The following is a 13,758-nucleotide window of genomic DNA, read 5'->3' as shown; positions in this document are numbered from 1 at the left end:
TCCTGTCGTGTCCTGCCGTGCGCCGGGCCCCGGGCGGGCTCGGCGGCCGTCACGAACGTAGGGCCGAGGGCGCTGACCTGCGTATCCCAAGATTCTGGGGGTGGCGGCCCGGGGTGCCGGCCGCGATGCTGGAGGGCATGGAGCTCCTCGACCGGATCCACCGGCTGGCCGCGCGCGGTGACGATCTGACCCGGGTGCGCGCCGAGGTCGACCGCCTGTTGCGGCACGCGGTCGGATACGACATCGCGGCCGTCTCCACGGTCGACCCGGCGACGCTGCTGTGGACCAGCTGCTTCGTCAGCGGGCTGGACCCGGAGGGAGCGGCCGAGCGCGAGCGGGTCCTGTTCGGCCTGGAGTTCCAGGGCGGAGATCTCAACGGCTACGCCGAGCTGGCGGCGGCCGACGTGCCCGTCGCGAGCCTGCACCGCACCACCGGCGGTGACCTGTCCCGCGCCCGGCGCTACCGGCTCCTGCTGCGCGGGCTGGACGTCATCGACGAGGCGCGGGTGATCCTGCGTTCGCGGGAGGGCTGCTGGGGCTCGCTCACCCTCTACCGGCGCGCGCCCGCGCCGCCGTTCACCGAGGACGAGCTGGCGCTGCTGGCGGGGGTCTCCACGCCGATCGCCGACCTGTTCCGGCTCACGCTGCTGCGCGCCGCGCTGGCCGTCCCCGACGCGCTCGACCACCCGCCGGGCATGCTGCTGGTGACCGGATCGGGCGAGGTCGAGGTCAGCAGTGCCGACGCGCGGGCCTGGCTGGAGGCCATCGACGACCGGGGGCGGCTGCCGAGCGTGCTGCGGGCCGTGGCGGCCGCCGCCGCCTCCGGCGACGGCCTGGCCCGGGCGGCGCTGCCGGCCCGGGACGGGCGCTGGGTGGTGCTGCACGGCTCACCGGCGTCCGGCGGACCGGGACCCGGGGACCACGTCGCGGTCATCATCGAGGGGGCCAGGCCCGCGGTGCTCAGCGAGGTGATCGCGGGCGCGTACGGGCTGACGCCCCGGGAACGGCAGATCACCGGGCTCGCCGCCCAGGGGCACAGCACCAGGCAGATGGCCACCGCCCTCGGAATCTCCCCGTTCACGGTGCAGGACCACCTCAAGGCGGTGTTCGCCAAGACCGGGGTGCGCAGCCGCGGCGAACTCGTCGCGGCGATCTACGCCCGGCACTACGCCCCCCGCTCGGCGGCGGGCACGGCGCCGGGACCCTACGGCTGGTACCTCGACGACCACCTGACGGCCTCGTAGGACCGTCCGGGCGGGACCCGGCCGTCTAGGACGCGTTCTCCAGCGTCTCCGCCAGCCCGGCCCCCACCTGCCGGATCGTCTCGTTCAGCAGGTCGGGCAGCGCCACGTCCGGGCTGGACAGCCACTGCTCGTAGGCAGTGACCGCCGCGGACAGCAGGACGTTGCCGGCCAGCCGGACCGGCGTCGCCGTCGCCGGCAGCCCGGTGCGCCGGGCCACGAACTCCTCGATGATGTCGCGCCAGGCCGTGTAGCGCAGCGTCGAGTCGGCCTGCAGGGTCGGCACGGTCAGGATGAGCTCCATCCGCTGCCGGTGCCAGGGGACCTCTTCCGGGTCGAACCGGTTGAACTCCACCACGGCCGCGCGCACCGCCTCCAGGATCGGCGTGCGCGGATCGGCCCCGGCCAGCAGGGTGCGCAGCTTCCGCAACTGCCGGTCGAAGTCCCCCCACACCAGGTCGTTCTTGGACGCGAAGTAGCGGAACAGCGTCCGCCGCCCGATGCCCGCCGCCGCCGCGATGTCGTCCACCGTGGTCTTGTCGAACCCCTGCCGGGCGAACAACTCGAAGGCCAGCCGCTCCAAGGCGTCCCGCGAGGTCACGCGGGGCCGGCCCATGACCTGCCGCGCACCGGGCTCCGCACTGGACGACGTCACGGGCACAAGGCTCCCACGCGCGCGGCCCCGCCCAGGGATCTTGACGGTCGTACGGCGTCTCCGCAACGGCCGAAGGAGCGCATGCGGGTGTTCCGCCGTCCCTGCCGGGAAGCCTGGACGATGTGGAGCCGCTGCTGACGTTCGGGCACGGCACCGCGGGGCGCGAGGAGCTGACCCGTCTCCTGCGCGACGCGGGGGTGTGCTCCGTGGTGGACGTGCGCACCGCGCCCGGCAGCCGCCGCAACCCGGACGTGCATCGCACCGCCCTGCGGGAATGGCTGCCCGCCGCGGGGATCGGCTACCGGTGGGAGAAGCGCCTCGGCGGGTTCCGGCGGCCCGCGCCGGACGCACCCGACACCTTCTGGCGCAACGATTCCTTCCGCGGATACGCCGAATACACGCGCGCCCCCGGTTTCCTGGCCGCCATGGACGACCTGCTCCGCGACGCCGCCGGCACCCGCACGGCCGTGATGTGCGGCGAGTCGCTCTGGTGGCGCTGCCACCGCCGCATCATCGCCGACTACGCGGTCCTGGCCCGCGGCAGACCCGTCCTGCACCTGGCCCACGACGGCCGCCTGACCGGCCACACCCCGACCTCCGGCGCCCGCCTCCGCGACGACGGCCTCCTCGTCTACGACGGCGGCTGACGCGATTCCGATTACGGGCCGGTCAGTTCGGGATCTGCACGCCCTGCCCAATGGCACAGGGAGAAAAGGGCGGGGAGATCAGTCCTCGCTCCAGCCGTGCTTGCGGGCGAAGGTGAGCAGACCTTCGCGCAGTTTGATCAGGTGGGCTCCGGTCAGTTCCGGCACGGTTTCGAGGATCAGCTCGGTGAGTTCGATGCGCAGTTCCGTCTCGGTGAGGACGTCGCACAGGCCCTCGTCGTCCGCCGTGGAGGCCCGCCCGGGCCCGGCGACGGAGGGGACGGAGCGGTCGCCGATGACGCTGACGTCGAACGCCTTCAGACCGCGCTCGCCGTCGATGAGCTCGTATTCGACGGACGTCCCCGTGGTGATCAGACTCTTGTCGTCGTTCAGGTCGTTCACATGAACGAAGACGTCGGGACCACCCTCGTCGGGCGTGATGAATCCATAACCGCGAACTTCGTCGAACCGCGCGATCCTGCCCACATGCACCACAACAACATCCTTCACCGAAAACGCCTCTGCACCATCGTCCGCCGAAATGCGCGGAAGTACCTCGACCGCGCCGTATCATCCCCGGCGGTCCGCTCCCAGGGTATCCAAGGAGCTCAGTGTTGTCGCGCGAACCGTGGGTCTGCTGAACCCCCCCAAAACCCAACGAATGGCGGTCAACGGCGGTCGGATCGGTAGGGGGTCAGGGCCGGTTCGCCGCGGAGCGGTCACCCGCGCCAGCCGAGGGCCTCCTTGGCGGCGTCGCTCATCATGTCCGGTTCCCAGACCGGCTCCCACACGATCTCGGTCTCGACGTCGTCGACGCCGGGCGCGCCCCACAGCGCGGCGCGGATCGTGTCCTCGAAATAGCCGCTGAGCGGGCACGCCGGGGTGGTCATGGTCATCCGGACCCGCGCCACCCCGTCGGTCACGCCGACGTCGTAGACGAGGCCGAGGTCGATGATGTTGACGCCGAGTTCCGGGTCCAGGACCTCGCGCAGCATCTCGCGGAGCAGGCTCGTGTCGGGGGCGTCCGCGAGCCATGCCGTCACCGGCAGGCCGGCCCGGTCGCCGGCGGGGTCTACGGTGCCGCGCTCGCTCACTGGTGTGCGTCCTTTCCGTCGGGGGGTGCGCCGGGGTCCGTCTCGATGCGGGCCCGGCAGGTGCGGGGTGCGGCGAACGGCTCCAGCCGGACGCTGCTCGCGGGCGTCCCGAGTTCCGCGAGAGCGCCCTGCATGAGCCCGAGGTGGACTCCGCAGGCCACGTCCGGGTGGTGCTCGGCGACCTCGCGGAACGGGCAGGCGTGCAGCGTGATGCCGCCGCCCGCGGGGTCCGGGGCGGGGGCGAAGCCGAGTTCGCCGAGCAGCTCGGTGAGCAGTTCGGCCGCCTGCTCCGGGCTGATCCGGGTGAAGGGCGGCGGCTTGCCGATCAGGTAGCCGCCCCAGACGCGGCCCGCCCGTCCGGCCGCGGCCGCCGGGTCGGGGCTGATGCCGGTGAGATGCCCGGCGAGGATGTCGGCGAGCAGCCGGTACCCCGACTCCGCCGCCTCGTCGGACGCGGGGTCGCCCGCCCCCGCCCGCGCCGTGTAGAGCTGCCGGGGCCGGCCGGGACGGTTCCGGCTCTCCGTGGTGCGGTCCGCCCGGCCGTCCGCGGTCAGCCGGTCGAGATGCCGCCGGACGGTGTTGGGGTGCAGGCCGACCCGGGCGGCCACCTCGGCCACCGAGAGCGGGGACTGCGCGGCCCGCAGGGTCTCCAGCACCGCGCTGCGGCTCACCCCGGACAGCATCGCGCGCCGGCGCCCGTCCGCACCGGCGCCGGCCGTCCGACGCGCCGGCTGGTTCCCCATATCATTAGTTTTTACAGGCGGTGTCATATAAAAACAAGGGATATCCGAATGAACAGAGGAGAGCGCATGGGGAGCGAGACGCTGTCCGCGGTGCTGGAGCGTGAACACCGGGAGATAGACGAGGGGATCGAGGTCTTCGCGGCCGGCCTGACGCAGGGCGGGCGGGACACCGCGCCGCTCAAGCGGGCGCTGGAGGGACTGCGCCGCCACATCTACCTCGAAGAGGAGTTCCTGTTCCCGCCGCTGCGGGAGGCGGGCCTGATGGCGCCGGTCTTCGTCATGCTCCGCGAGCACGGCGAGCTGTGGCGGACGATGGACCGGCTGGAGGCCGAGGCCGCCGAGGGGACGGGGGCCGATGAGGTGCGGCGCCTGTGCGACGAGCTGCTCGGCATGCTGGATCGGCACAACTCCAAGGAGGAGCCGATCCTCTACCCGCAGGCCGACGCGGTGCTGGCGCCCGAGGCGGCCGATCGGCTCCACCGGTTCATCGCCTCCGGCCGGACGCCCGACGGCTGGGTGTGCCAGGGCGTGCGGCCCTGATTCGCAGGACGGACGGGCGGCCCGGCGACCGGGCCGCCCGCCCCCCGCTAGGCGGCGGCGGTGCGGCCGATGCGGACCCGCCACGTCTCCGGCCCCTCCTCCAGGTAGTCCCAGGTGAACGCCCCCTCGTGCTCGGCGGCGAACTGGTAGTACAGCGGCTTCGGGTCGTGGTCGTTGATGAGCACGAAACCCTCGCCCGGGCTGAGCGACGTCCATGTCTCGAAGATCAGGGTGTGGCGGCGCGCGGGGGCCTCGGAGCGGACGTCGAGCGGACGGTCCTCGGCGGTCATGTCGGTCTCCTTCGGGGTGTCGTTCTGCCGGTCGTCGGGCAGGCGGGCCAGGTAGTGCATGACGCCGTTGAGGCGCTCGGCCTCCGCGGGACGCGCGTGGCGGAGCGCCACCCAGCCGTCGGCGGCCAGGCGGCTCGCGTCGCCGGGGTGGCCCGCCTGCCCCAGCGCGCGGACCGCGCGGGAGAGCAGGCGGGTCAGTGCCGCCACCGGATCCTGGTCCGTGGCGGGCGGATCGGCCGTGGTCGTCGGACCCACCTCCCTGGATTTATCCAAGCTCGGATTGTTTATACAGGGACAGTAGTGCAAAATAGGGGCCGTCACAACGTCGCTGAGGAGACCTGCCGTGACCTACGTGATCGGTGAGCCGTGCATCGATGTGCTGGACCGCGCCTGCGTCGACGAATGCCCGGTCGACTGCATCTATGAGGGCGAGCGCTCGCTGTACATCCATCCGGACGAGTGCGTCGACTGCGGTGCGTGCGAGCCGGTCTGCCCGGTGGAGGCGATCTACTACGAGGACGACCTGCCGGCGGCGCTGGAGCCGTACCGGGAGGACAACGCGCGGTTCTTCGCCGAGCCCCTGCCCGGCCGCGGCGAGCCGCTCGGCGCCCCCGGCGGCGCCACCAAACTCGGCGCGCTCGGCGTGGACACGCCTCTCGTCGCGTCCCACCCGAAACCCGAGTAGGCGGGCGGGCGGGCGGCGGTAACGGCTGCAAGCGGGCCTGAACCGAGACCACCCGGGCGGCTCAGGCCCTAAAAGGTCAGCCGCCCAGATTGACCGCGATGACCAGGACGAGGAGCAGCAGCGGCACCATCGCGCCGATGATCGCGATGGGCCGGGTCAGCAGCGGGGCGCCCGGGTCGGCGGGCCGCTGGTACGGCAGCCCGCCGGGCGGCGGCATCGGGGCGGCGAGGCCGGCCACCTTGGCGTGCCGGGTCAGATTGATCAGCACGGTGATCGGCGTGATGATGAAGGAGACATAACCCCACCAGCCGCCGATCAGGGTCTTGGCCGTCATGTCCCGGAACACCGACAGGCCGCAATTCCGGCAGAACGGTCCCTTGACGTGCAAGAAGGACATAACGACGATCATTCCGCGGTGGCCGCGGAAGGTCGTGTCGGCCGCGGGCACGCAGCCGCAGAAACGGCACTGGACGACCTGCGGAGTCCCGTACGGCGTCGGCTGCGGCGGCGCCTGCGGAGCACCCCGGTGCGCATTCTGCGGCGGCGCCGAATAGTGCGCGGCTTGGGGCGTGCCATAGGGCGCTTGAGGTGTGCCATAGGGCGCGGGTTGAGACGTGCCATGGGGCGCGTTCGGCGGTGCGCCGTAGGGAGTGCCGCCGTTTCCGTAAGGGACGTGACTCGATGGCTCCACGACCGCCGCCTCCGATCTCAGGGGGACCGGCCGATCATGCCACGCCCGGCCGGGCCGCGTCGGCCTTTCGCCGATCCTCCGCGGACATGGGTCCGGGCCGGCGCCCGGCGCCGGCCCGGACCGGTCGCCCTAGACGCGCCCGCGCATCATCGTCACGCCCATCGCGGCCACGCCGAGGACGAGCGCTATCGCCCCCGTCACGACGTTGCTCCAGATGGTCGAGGTCGTGGCCATGTCGCCGGCCACCGCCCACGGCGCGATGATCGTCCAGATCCCGATGACCGGGGTCACCCAGCTCATCGTGTGGGTGCGGCCGTAGGCGGACGCGAATCCGGCGGCCAGCAGGGTCAGCGCGACCCCCATGATCAGGTTGTTGACCGTGAGGTTGGTCCGCCCGCCGAACCCCACGATCCAGGGGGACGCCGCCAGGTAGAGGCCGGTGAGGGCGATGAGACCGTTCACGCCCTGCGCGACGGGGGTCTCCGCCGCGGCCTCGTACCGGGCGCGCATCTCGATGATGTCGGGGTGCTGCTCGATGCCTCCCGCGGGATGAGTGGTCATGGGTCTGCTCCCTTCCTCTCGTCGTCCCTGCGGCTCGGCGATCCCGGCCGGACCCGGTCGGTTATATCGCCTCGCGACATGGCCTAACCGCCACATCCCCGACCTAACATCACAGACCAAGATTTTTCCGACTCGTCCTGATTTGCGGCTCTTCCACGCACTAGGTCGGTTTCGCCGAGAGAGCCGTGATCTCTTTGGTGAGGGCGGCGTGGATGTGGCGGAACAACGCATCGAGATCCGTGCAGTAGACCGAGCGATGATCGAAGCCCGACCCGGCGCGATAACGGTGCGGATAAAGACCGCCGCCACAGGTCCGCGCCCAGCGGCACGGGCGGCATTCGGACGGCACTCCGTGCGCCCCCATCTGGCGCGCGACGGTGCGCGGATGCCGGAGCGCCGAGTCGAAGTCGTCGTGGAACACGTCGAGGCCGAGGTCGGCCGCGTTCTCGTAGGCGACGGCGAGGATGTCGGACTGCTCGATCCGGCCGTCGGTCTCCACCACGAGCATCGCGGCGGGCGTCGTCCCGATGCCCTCGACGGACGATCCGCCGCCCAGCAGGACGTTGATGATCTCCTCGAACAGCCGGATCCGGGTCCGCCGGACCGGTGCGCCGAACCAGCGGTCGAACACCGGGATCAGCCACCGCGCGTACGCGCCCGGCGGCCCGGCGGGCGGCGATGACCAGGTAGCGTGCGGCAGCAGCAGGTCGATGGCGGGCGGTGCGAAGGCCAGCAGGGCCTCGTAGGCGGCGAGAGGATCCTGGTCGAGGTCGATGACGCAGAGCAGCCCGCCGAACAGATGCCGGAACTCCGGGGCGGTCAGCTCGCCCAGGCCCCGCGCGACCCGGCCGTGACTCCCTCCGCGCGGTCCCGGCCGGGCCCGGTCGTGGGCGGCCTGGTCTCCGTCGAGGCTGACCCCCACCCGGACGTCCAGTTCGGCGAACAGCCGCAGGAAGCCGCGCGTCAGCAGCGTCCCGTTGGTCTGCAGGGAGAAATGCGCGCCGGCCACGCCGTCCAGCCGGTCCCGGACGGCGTCGACGACCCGCCGGATCCGGTCCGCGCCCGCGAGCAGCGGTTCCCCTCCGTGCAGGACGATCGAGACCTCGCGCAGCCCGTGGCCGCGCGCGTGCTCGGCGATCCGGGCCGCCGCCGCCTCCGCGACCGCCGCGGACATCGCCGGCGGCCGGTGCCGCCACCGCTGGTCCGCCATCGTGTACAGGTAGCAATAGCGGCAGGAGAGATTGCAGCGGCTGTGCACCTTGAGTATGAACTGACGAAAGGGATTCGCCGCCGCATTCGGCCGGTGTCGGCCAATTTGACGGTCGATCATGAATCGAGTCTAGACCGGCCTGAGGTGGTTTTTGTGTCCCGTGACACTGGATCGCGGCCAATTCCGGCGGAACATGGTTCCAAAAAGACATGCTATGCCTACGATAGTGGCCGGTCTGGACACGGGCGGTGAGGACATGGCGGAAGCCGGGCGACAGGACCTGGTCGATCTCTCCGAAATCGATCTCGCGGCTTTGCGTCTTGCGGACGGCTCTGTCCTCGAAGAGGCGCTGGCACGCGCGCGGCGCGAACGAGATGGGGAAGGCTGGGGATACGCCAGTTTCATGAATACGGCATGTACCGAAAATCCCGGGCGATCGGCCGCGGAGGAGGAGGACGAGTGAGCGCCGCAGAACCCGGAGGGGAATCACGCCATGTCGAATGCATGGCGTTCGTCGCGCGCACCCCGGGGCTGGGCCGGACGACGACGGTGGCGAACATCGCGCTGATCCTGGCCGGCGCGCGGGCCCGCGTCCTGATCGTCGACTGGAGCGCGGAGAGACCCGGCGCGGACGGCTACTTCGCGCGGTTCGGAGCCGACCCCTGCGGCGAGACCGAGGCGCTCGCCGCGCGGTTCGACGAGCTGACGCGGGAGCGCCGGGGCCGCTGGCAGGCCGCGCGGTACCAGCCGCCCGGCGACATCGAGGCGATCGACCTCGTCGCCCCGCGGCCGCTCGACGGAGCGGGCGTGCCCAGCCTGCCCTGGGACGACCCGATCGAGGACACCGTGGCCCGGCTGCGCGCCGAGATCGACGCGTCGCGGTACGACTACGTCCTGGTGGACGCGCCGACCGACCCGGACGACGACGTCATCGACGTCGTGGCGCGGGGCGTGGACCAGGCCGTCGTGCTCTTCGAACCGAGCCGGCCGTCGGTCGCCGGCGCCGCCGACATCGCCGACAAGATCGCCTCCCGGGCGGTCACGGGCGTGCGGGTGCTGCCGCTGGAGGTCGAGCCGCGCGACGGCGGCCCGCCGCGCCGCCGCGTGTCCGCCGAGCTCGTCGCCGAATGGTTCGGCGACTTCCTGCTGGACGGGGAGCCCCCGATCCTGCGGGTGCCGTCCGTCCCGGAACGGGACTCCAGGCAGATCCTCGTCACGCTCGCCGACGACCCGGGCACCGTCCGGGTCCTCGCCTACGCCCGGCTCGCGGCCGAGCTGACCCGGGGCGCGGTCACCGGCCCGCCGGCGCTCCCCGCCGAACTGCGCGGCAACTACCGCGCCGCCCTCGGCATGGACGACCCGCGGGACACGGGCCGGTTCACGATCGTGCACCGCTGGCCCGACCGGCGTTACGCCGACTGGGTGCGGGCCCGGCTCCGCGAGGGCGGCGCGGAGGCCGTTCTCGCCGGCCCGGACGCGGTGCTGTCCGGCGCCCCCGCCGTGGCTCCCGGCCGCGCGATCTGGATCGTGTCCGAGCGCCTGCTCGGCGCGCTCGCGGGCCCCCTGCCCGACCGCCCCGGCGACATCGCGCTGCTGGTGCCCGGAGCCGACACCGCCGCGGTCCCGCCGGTGATGCGGCTCATCGAGCTGGACGAGGGCACCCCGAGCCAGGTGGGCCTGCGGCTGCTCGGCCGGCTGGGGCTGGTGAGCGAGCCGGCCCGGCACCGGGTGTTCGAGCCGGTCTTCCCGCTGGAGCGGGACGCCGGCCCGCTCCAGACGAATTTCGCGCCGCCGGCCCGGCAGCCCTTCGCCGGGCGGGTGGCGGAGCTGACCCGGCTCCGCGACCGGCTGATGAGCGACACCGACGGCTGCGAACCGTACGTGCTGGACGGGCCGCCGGGCATCGGCAAGACCGCGATGGTCCTGGAGTACCTGCGGCTCTTCCGGTCCGACTACCGGCTGATCTGGTGGATCTCGGCGCGCACCATGCCCCTCGTCCGGAGCGGGCTGGCCGAGCTGGCCGACGCGCTGGGCGTTCCGGCGCGGGGCGACAAGGCGGCCGCCGCGGTCGCGGAGCTGCGCGCCTCCCGCGGGCCCTGGCTGCTGATCTACGACGATGCGGAGGACCTCGCCGGCCTGGCGGATCTCATCCCGTCCGGCGGCCCCGGCCACGTGCTCGTCACCGCCCGGACCGCGCCGGAAACCGGTCCGGGCGCCGGGACGCCGTACGCCCGCGACCGGCTGGCGGCGCTCGCGGCGGAGCCGGGCGCCGCGCTGCTGCGCGAGCGCGTTGCCGGGCTCACGGCCGAGCAGGCGCAGGGCGTCGTGGCGATGCTGGGCGGGCGGCCGCTGGCGCTCCATCTCGCCGCGGCCTGGCTCGCCGAGACCGCCGATTGGCTCGCCGCGCGGTCGGTGGGCACCGAGGAGGCGGCGGCGTGGGCCGCCGCCGAGTACACCGCGCGCGTGGAACGGCATGTCGCGGAAGGCGGCCCGGACATCACCGCGGCGTGCCTGGCGCTGACCCTGCGGACGCTGGAGGAGAGCGGCCCGCTCGAACGGCTGGCCGTGCGGCTGCTCGAAATGTGCGCGTGGCTGTCCCCGGAGGGCGTCAGCCATGAGCTGCTGTCCACGGTGCCGTTCCTGACCATGCTGGAGAAGGTCGCCGGCCAGGAGGACGGGGCGCTCATCGACGCCGACAGCATGGTCCTCGACCAGTTGCTGCACATCTGCGCCAGATACGGGCTGGGTCGGGTCCTGTGGAAACGCGTGCCCCTCTTCAGGACGCACCGGTCGGTTCAGGAGCTGATCCGCGGGCTGCTCGCCGACACCGGCGAGGCCGAGGCCCGCAACGCCCAGGTCCTGGAGGCCGTGGGCAGGACCGTCCCGCCCGTGGTGGACGGGCCGATCGGCCGGCACGCGGACCGCTTCGCCGAGCTGCTCCGGCACATCGGCCCGCTGGGCGCCGCGGAGCGCACCGAGCCGTGGGCGCGGCGCTGGTTCGTCGAGCAGATGCGCTTCCAGTACGCCTCCGGCGACGAGGCCGGCGCGCGGGAGCTGCTCGCCCTGGCCGACCGCGCGCTGGTCCGCTGGCCGGACGACCTGGTCACGGCGAGGACGCTGGGGCAGATGGCCAATGTCTGCCGGGTTCTCGGCGACTTCGCCTCGGCGTCCCGGAACGGCGAGCGCGCCCTGACGGCCCTGCGGGAGCTCGGTGCGGCCGGTGAGTTCTGGGCGCTGGCCGAGCTGCGCGGCAGGTCCGCCGACCTGCGGGGGCTCGGGCGCTTCGCCGAGTCGCTGGGCGAGATCCAGGGCGTCTATGAGCAGTTCCGGCGGATGTTCGGCGATGACCACCGGGAAACGTGGCTGGCGAGGATCAACCTCGCCGAATCGGCGTTCCTCATGGGCCAGTACACGCTGGCTCTCCGTACCGCCGAGGCGGCCTGGCGGCAGCGGACGGCCGAGGCCGGCGAACGCGACTGGACCGCGCTGCTGATGGCCCGGAGGGTCGGCGACTATCTGGGCGGGATCGGCGACTGGCCGCGGGCGCGGCGGCACCTGGACTTCAGCCTCCGCGAGGCCCGGTCGATGGACACGCCCAACGAGATCGCGACGCTGGAGCTGATGCGCAGCTTCGCGGTGGCGATCCGCTGCGACCGGGGCGTCGACTCCGGCCCTCCGCACAAGCGGATCACCGAGACCCTGCGCGGGCTGCGCGGGCTGCTGGGCGCCGACCATCCGAGCGCGCTCGCCACCGAGCTGAGCCTGGGCGTGGAGCTGGCGATGACGGGCGCGTACCGGGCGGCCGTCAAGCGCGCCGAGCGGTGCTGCGACGAGTTCGCCTCCGTGTACGCCCCCGATCATCCGATCGTCCAGCTGTGCCGGGTCGATCTGGGGGTGTTCACGCTGGAGGCGGGCGGTGCCGCGAAGCGGGCGCTGGGCATCCTCCAGGACGCCGGCGACGCCCTCGCCGAGACGCTCGGCGAGCAGCACCCGTGGACGATCGTGGCCGCCCTGCACCAGGCGTGGGCGCTGGCCGAGCTCGGCCGTGCCGACGACGCGAGGCTGCGCGCGGAGGCGGCGCGGGCGGACGCGCTGGAGTTCCTGGGCCGCGACCACCCGTACACGGCCGCGGCCGGTGAACTCCTCCGGGAGGGCGGGGCGATCCGGCCGGTGCGAGAGCGGCCCCGGCGGGCGCGGGTCTATCTGGACGTGCCGTTCATCTGACAGGCGAGGCAAGAAGGAGACCGATATGGAAGGAGCTTCGTTGCCGCTCCCGGACGTGCATCTGTGGTCGGAGCAGCGGACGGTCGACGACTGGACCGCGGCGGCGTTCCGCGAACGCATCCGGCGCGAGGGCGCGCCGCATCACCTGGCCAAGTACAACCGGGGTGTCTACGAGTTCGCCGTGGACGTGCTGGACGACCCGGCACTGGCCGCCGCCGCGCCGGACGCCTCGGCGGACCGGCGATCGAGGTACCAGGCGGCGGAGCAGCAGCTCGCCTTCATGATGACCGCCCTGGACCGGGAGCTGGGCGAGGCCGAGACGGGACGGCTCATCCGGATGGTCCTGCACACCGAGCAGGGCGCGCTCTTCTCCATCGCCGTCACGCCGAAGAACTATGTGCTGGGGATCGTGTTCGGCGTGGCCGCGGCGGAGGAGGGCGGGGCGCCCCCGTCGCTTCCCCGGGTGGCCCTCGTCCGGGACGCCGACGTCGTCGTCAGTGAGCTCGGCAACGCCCTGCGCGACCGGATGGGGCTGCCCCGGCAGAACCCCGGTGGCTGGCTCGCCCTGAGCCCCGAGCCGGAGGACGCGGGGACGGACGAGCCGGCGGCGGGCACCGGGCGCCTGTCCTCGCCGCACCGCTGGGGGGCCGAGAGCGCGTGCACGGACCGGATGGCCGCGCTGCTGAACCCCGCGGAGCTGATCTATATGGCCCTGGTCCGGGACGGACGGGTGGTGGAGGAGACGGATCTCTGGTCGCACGAGCGGGTCGTCGAGACCTGGCTGCCGGAGGACGACCCGGAGAGCAGACGCTCGTACTACCGGCGGCTGGCGGGGGAGTGCGGCCTGTACGCGCGGCAGCTCGGGCAGATCGCCCGCCTGGCGATGCGCGGCCGGATGCTGCGGATCGTCCTCGACGTCGAGCAGGGGGCCATTTACCATTACCGGCTCGGCCCGACCGAATATCTGGTGGGGGTCACCCTTAATCAGAAGCGGGTGAGCCAGGCCGATGAGAAGATCGGTGATCTGGCCGCCGAACTGTCCGGCGAGATGTTCCGTACTCAATGGTGATTGCTCGCGGCCCGGCCCCGATTTATGATCATGGCGGGGCGACGGCGTCGCAGGTTCCCTTACCCAGGAAGCAGGGCAAATGGCCATAAGGTTCGCCTTCATGCTCGGCAT

General features: G+C 72.6%; 15 protein-coding genes. 7 read left to right on the top strand and 8 right to left on the bottom strand.

Going from position 1 to position 13,758, the window contains the following annotated elements:
* The first annotated feature begins 113 nt into the window (after positions 1-113).
* Positions 114-1,244, top strand: a complete 1,131-nt coding sequence (locus tag ACQP1N_RS19850; protein WP_433225842.1) for a helix-turn-helix transcriptional regulator — start codon at positions 114-116, stop codon at positions 1,242-1,244.
* 25 nt (positions 1,245-1,269) lie between these two features.
* Here the strand turns inward: ACQP1N_RS19850 and mftR are convergent, their stop codons facing one another.
* A complete protein-coding gene (gene mftR / locus ACQP1N_RS19845) occupies positions 1,270-1,896 on the bottom strand; it encodes a mycofactocin system transcriptional regulator (RefSeq protein WP_242608890.1) in 627 nt (208 codons plus the stop codon).
* Positions 1,897-2,018: 122 nt separating this feature from the next.
* Here mftR and ACQP1N_RS19840 point away from each other — a divergent pair, with 122 nt between their 5' ends.
* Positions 2,019-2,543 carry a DUF488 domain-containing protein gene (locus tag ACQP1N_RS19840; protein WP_433225840.1) on the top strand — a complete coding sequence of 175 codons (525 nt, stop codon included), beginning with the start codon at positions 2,019-2,021 and terminating at the stop codon, positions 2,541-2,543.
* A 78-nt stretch (positions 2,544-2,621) separates the two neighbouring features.
* Here ACQP1N_RS19840 and ACQP1N_RS19835 read toward each other — a convergent pair whose 3' ends face one another.
* The 3 genes from ACQP1N_RS19835 to ACQP1N_RS19825 form a co-directional block, all read right to left on the bottom strand.
* Positions 2,622-3,050 carry a cold-shock protein gene (locus ACQP1N_RS19835; RefSeq protein WP_242608889.1) on the bottom strand — a complete coding sequence of 143 codons (429 nt, stop codon included), beginning with the start codon at positions 3,048-3,050 and terminating at the stop codon, positions 2,622-2,624.
* A gap of 209 nt (positions 3,051-3,259) precedes the next feature.
* Entirely contained in the window at positions 3,260-3,634 is a 375-nt protein-coding gene (locus tag ACQP1N_RS19830) for a metal-sulfur cluster assembly factor (RefSeq protein WP_217999800.1), read from the bottom strand.
* A complete protein-coding gene (locus ACQP1N_RS19825) occupies positions 3,631-4,377 on the bottom strand; it encodes a helix-turn-helix transcriptional regulator (protein ID WP_433225837.1) in 747 nt (248 codons plus the stop codon). The genes ACQP1N_RS19830 and ACQP1N_RS19825 overlap by 4 nt, the downstream gene beginning before the upstream one ends.
* A 66-nt stretch (positions 4,378-4,443) precedes the next feature.
* Here ACQP1N_RS19825 and ACQP1N_RS19820 point away from each other — a divergent pair, with 66 nt between their 5' ends.
* On the top strand, positions 4,444-4,917 hold the full coding sequence (locus ACQP1N_RS19820; RefSeq protein ID WP_067793586.1) for a hemerythrin domain-containing protein: 474 nt from the start codon (positions 4,444-4,446) through the stop codon (positions 4,915-4,917).
* Between the two features lie 47 nt (positions 4,918-4,964).
* Here ACQP1N_RS19820 and ACQP1N_RS19815 read toward each other — a convergent pair whose 3' ends face one another.
* Positions 4,965-5,462: a DUF2249 domain-containing protein gene (locus ACQP1N_RS19815; RefSeq protein WP_207394095.1), complete on the bottom strand. Its 498-nt coding sequence runs from the start codon at positions 5,460-5,462 to the stop codon at positions 4,965-4,967.
* A gap of 88 nt (positions 5,463-5,550) precedes the next feature.
* Here ACQP1N_RS19815 and fdxA point away from each other — a divergent pair, with 88 nt between their 5' ends.
* The gene (gene fdxA / locus ACQP1N_RS19810) at positions 5,551-5,892 is read left to right on the top strand and encodes a ferredoxin (protein WP_433225834.1); all 342 of its coding nucleotides are present in this window, start codon (positions 5,551-5,553) and stop codon (positions 5,890-5,892) included.
* A 76-nt stretch (positions 5,893-5,968) separates the two neighbouring features.
* Here the strand turns inward: fdxA and ACQP1N_RS19805 are convergent, their stop codons facing one another.
* The 3 genes from ACQP1N_RS19805 to ACQP1N_RS19795 form a co-directional block, all read right to left on the bottom strand.
* Complete coding sequence (locus tag ACQP1N_RS19805) at positions 5,969-6,289, bottom strand: hypothetical protein (RefSeq protein WP_067793588.1); 321 nt, start codon at positions 6,287-6,289, stop codon at positions 5,969-5,971.
* A 423-nt stretch (positions 6,290-6,712) separates the two neighbouring features.
* Positions 6,713-7,144, bottom strand: a complete 432-nt coding sequence (locus tag ACQP1N_RS19800) for an SPW repeat protein (RefSeq protein ID WP_433225832.1) — start codon at positions 7,142-7,144, stop codon at positions 6,713-6,715.
* A gap of 160 nt (positions 7,145-7,304) precedes the next feature.
* Positions 7,305-8,474: an FxsB family cyclophane-forming radical SAM/SPASM peptide maturase gene (locus ACQP1N_RS19795; RefSeq protein ID WP_067793590.1), complete on the bottom strand. Its 1,170-nt coding sequence runs from the start codon at positions 8,472-8,474 to the stop codon at positions 7,305-7,307.
* 106 nt (positions 8,475-8,580) lie between these two features.
* Here ACQP1N_RS19795 and ACQP1N_RS19790 point away from each other — a divergent pair, with 106 nt between their 5' ends.
* Genes ACQP1N_RS19790 through ACQP1N_RS19780 form a run of 3 tightly spaced genes read left to right on the top strand, consistent with a single transcriptional unit; the run spans position 8,581 to position 13,647 of the window.
* On the top strand, positions 8,581-8,817 hold the full coding sequence (locus tag ACQP1N_RS19790; RefSeq protein WP_433225830.1) for a hypothetical protein: 237 nt from the start codon (positions 8,581-8,583) through the stop codon (positions 8,815-8,817).
* Positions 8,814-12,578 (top strand): FxSxx-COOH system tetratricopeptide repeat protein, encoded by a 3,765-nt coding sequence (gene fxsT, locus ACQP1N_RS19785; RefSeq protein WP_433225828.1) that lies wholly within the window; start codon positions 8,814-8,816, stop codon positions 12,576-12,578. Before ACQP1N_RS19790 ends, fxsT begins: the two co-directional genes overlap by 4 nt.
* Positions 12,579-12,603: 25 nt before the next feature.
* Entirely contained in the window at positions 12,604-13,647 is a 1,044-nt protein-coding gene (locus ACQP1N_RS19780) for a hypothetical protein (RefSeq protein WP_433225826.1), read from the top strand.
* The last annotated feature ends 111 nt before the right edge of the window (positions 13,648-13,758 follow it).

It is taken from the genome of Actinomadura formosensis (assembly GCF_050948385.1).
Lineage (GTDB): Bacteria > Actinomycetota > Actinomycetes > Streptosporangiales > Streptosporangiaceae > Spirillospora > Spirillospora formosensis.
Note: the sequence above shows the minus strand (reverse complement) of the source record. Positions and strands in the feature narration are given on the sequence as shown.

Coding starts and splice junctions, on each gene's coding strand:
- ACQP1N_RS19780 (WP_433225826.1), top strand. CDS start 12,604: ATGGAAGGAGCTTCGTTGCCGCTCCCGGACGTGCATCTGTGGTCGGAG.
- ACQP1N_RS19800 (WP_433225832.1), bottom strand. CDS start 7,144: ATGACCACTCATCCCGCGGGAGGCATCGAGCAGCACCCCGACATCATC.
- ACQP1N_RS19825 (WP_433225837.1), bottom strand. CDS start 4,377: ATGGGGAACCAGCCGGCGCGTCGGACGGCCGGCGCCGGTGCGGACGGG.
- ACQP1N_RS19795 (WP_067793590.1), bottom strand. CDS start 8,474: ATGATCGACCGTCAAATTGGCCGACACCGGCCGAATGCGGCGGCGAAT.
- ACQP1N_RS19820 (WP_067793586.1), top strand. CDS start 4,444: ATGGGGAGCGAGACGCTGTCCGCGGTGCTGGAGCGTGAACACCGGGAG.
- ACQP1N_RS19805 (WP_067793588.1), bottom strand. CDS start 6,289: ATGTCCTTCTTGCACGTCAAGGGACCGTTCTGCCGGAATTGCGGCCTG.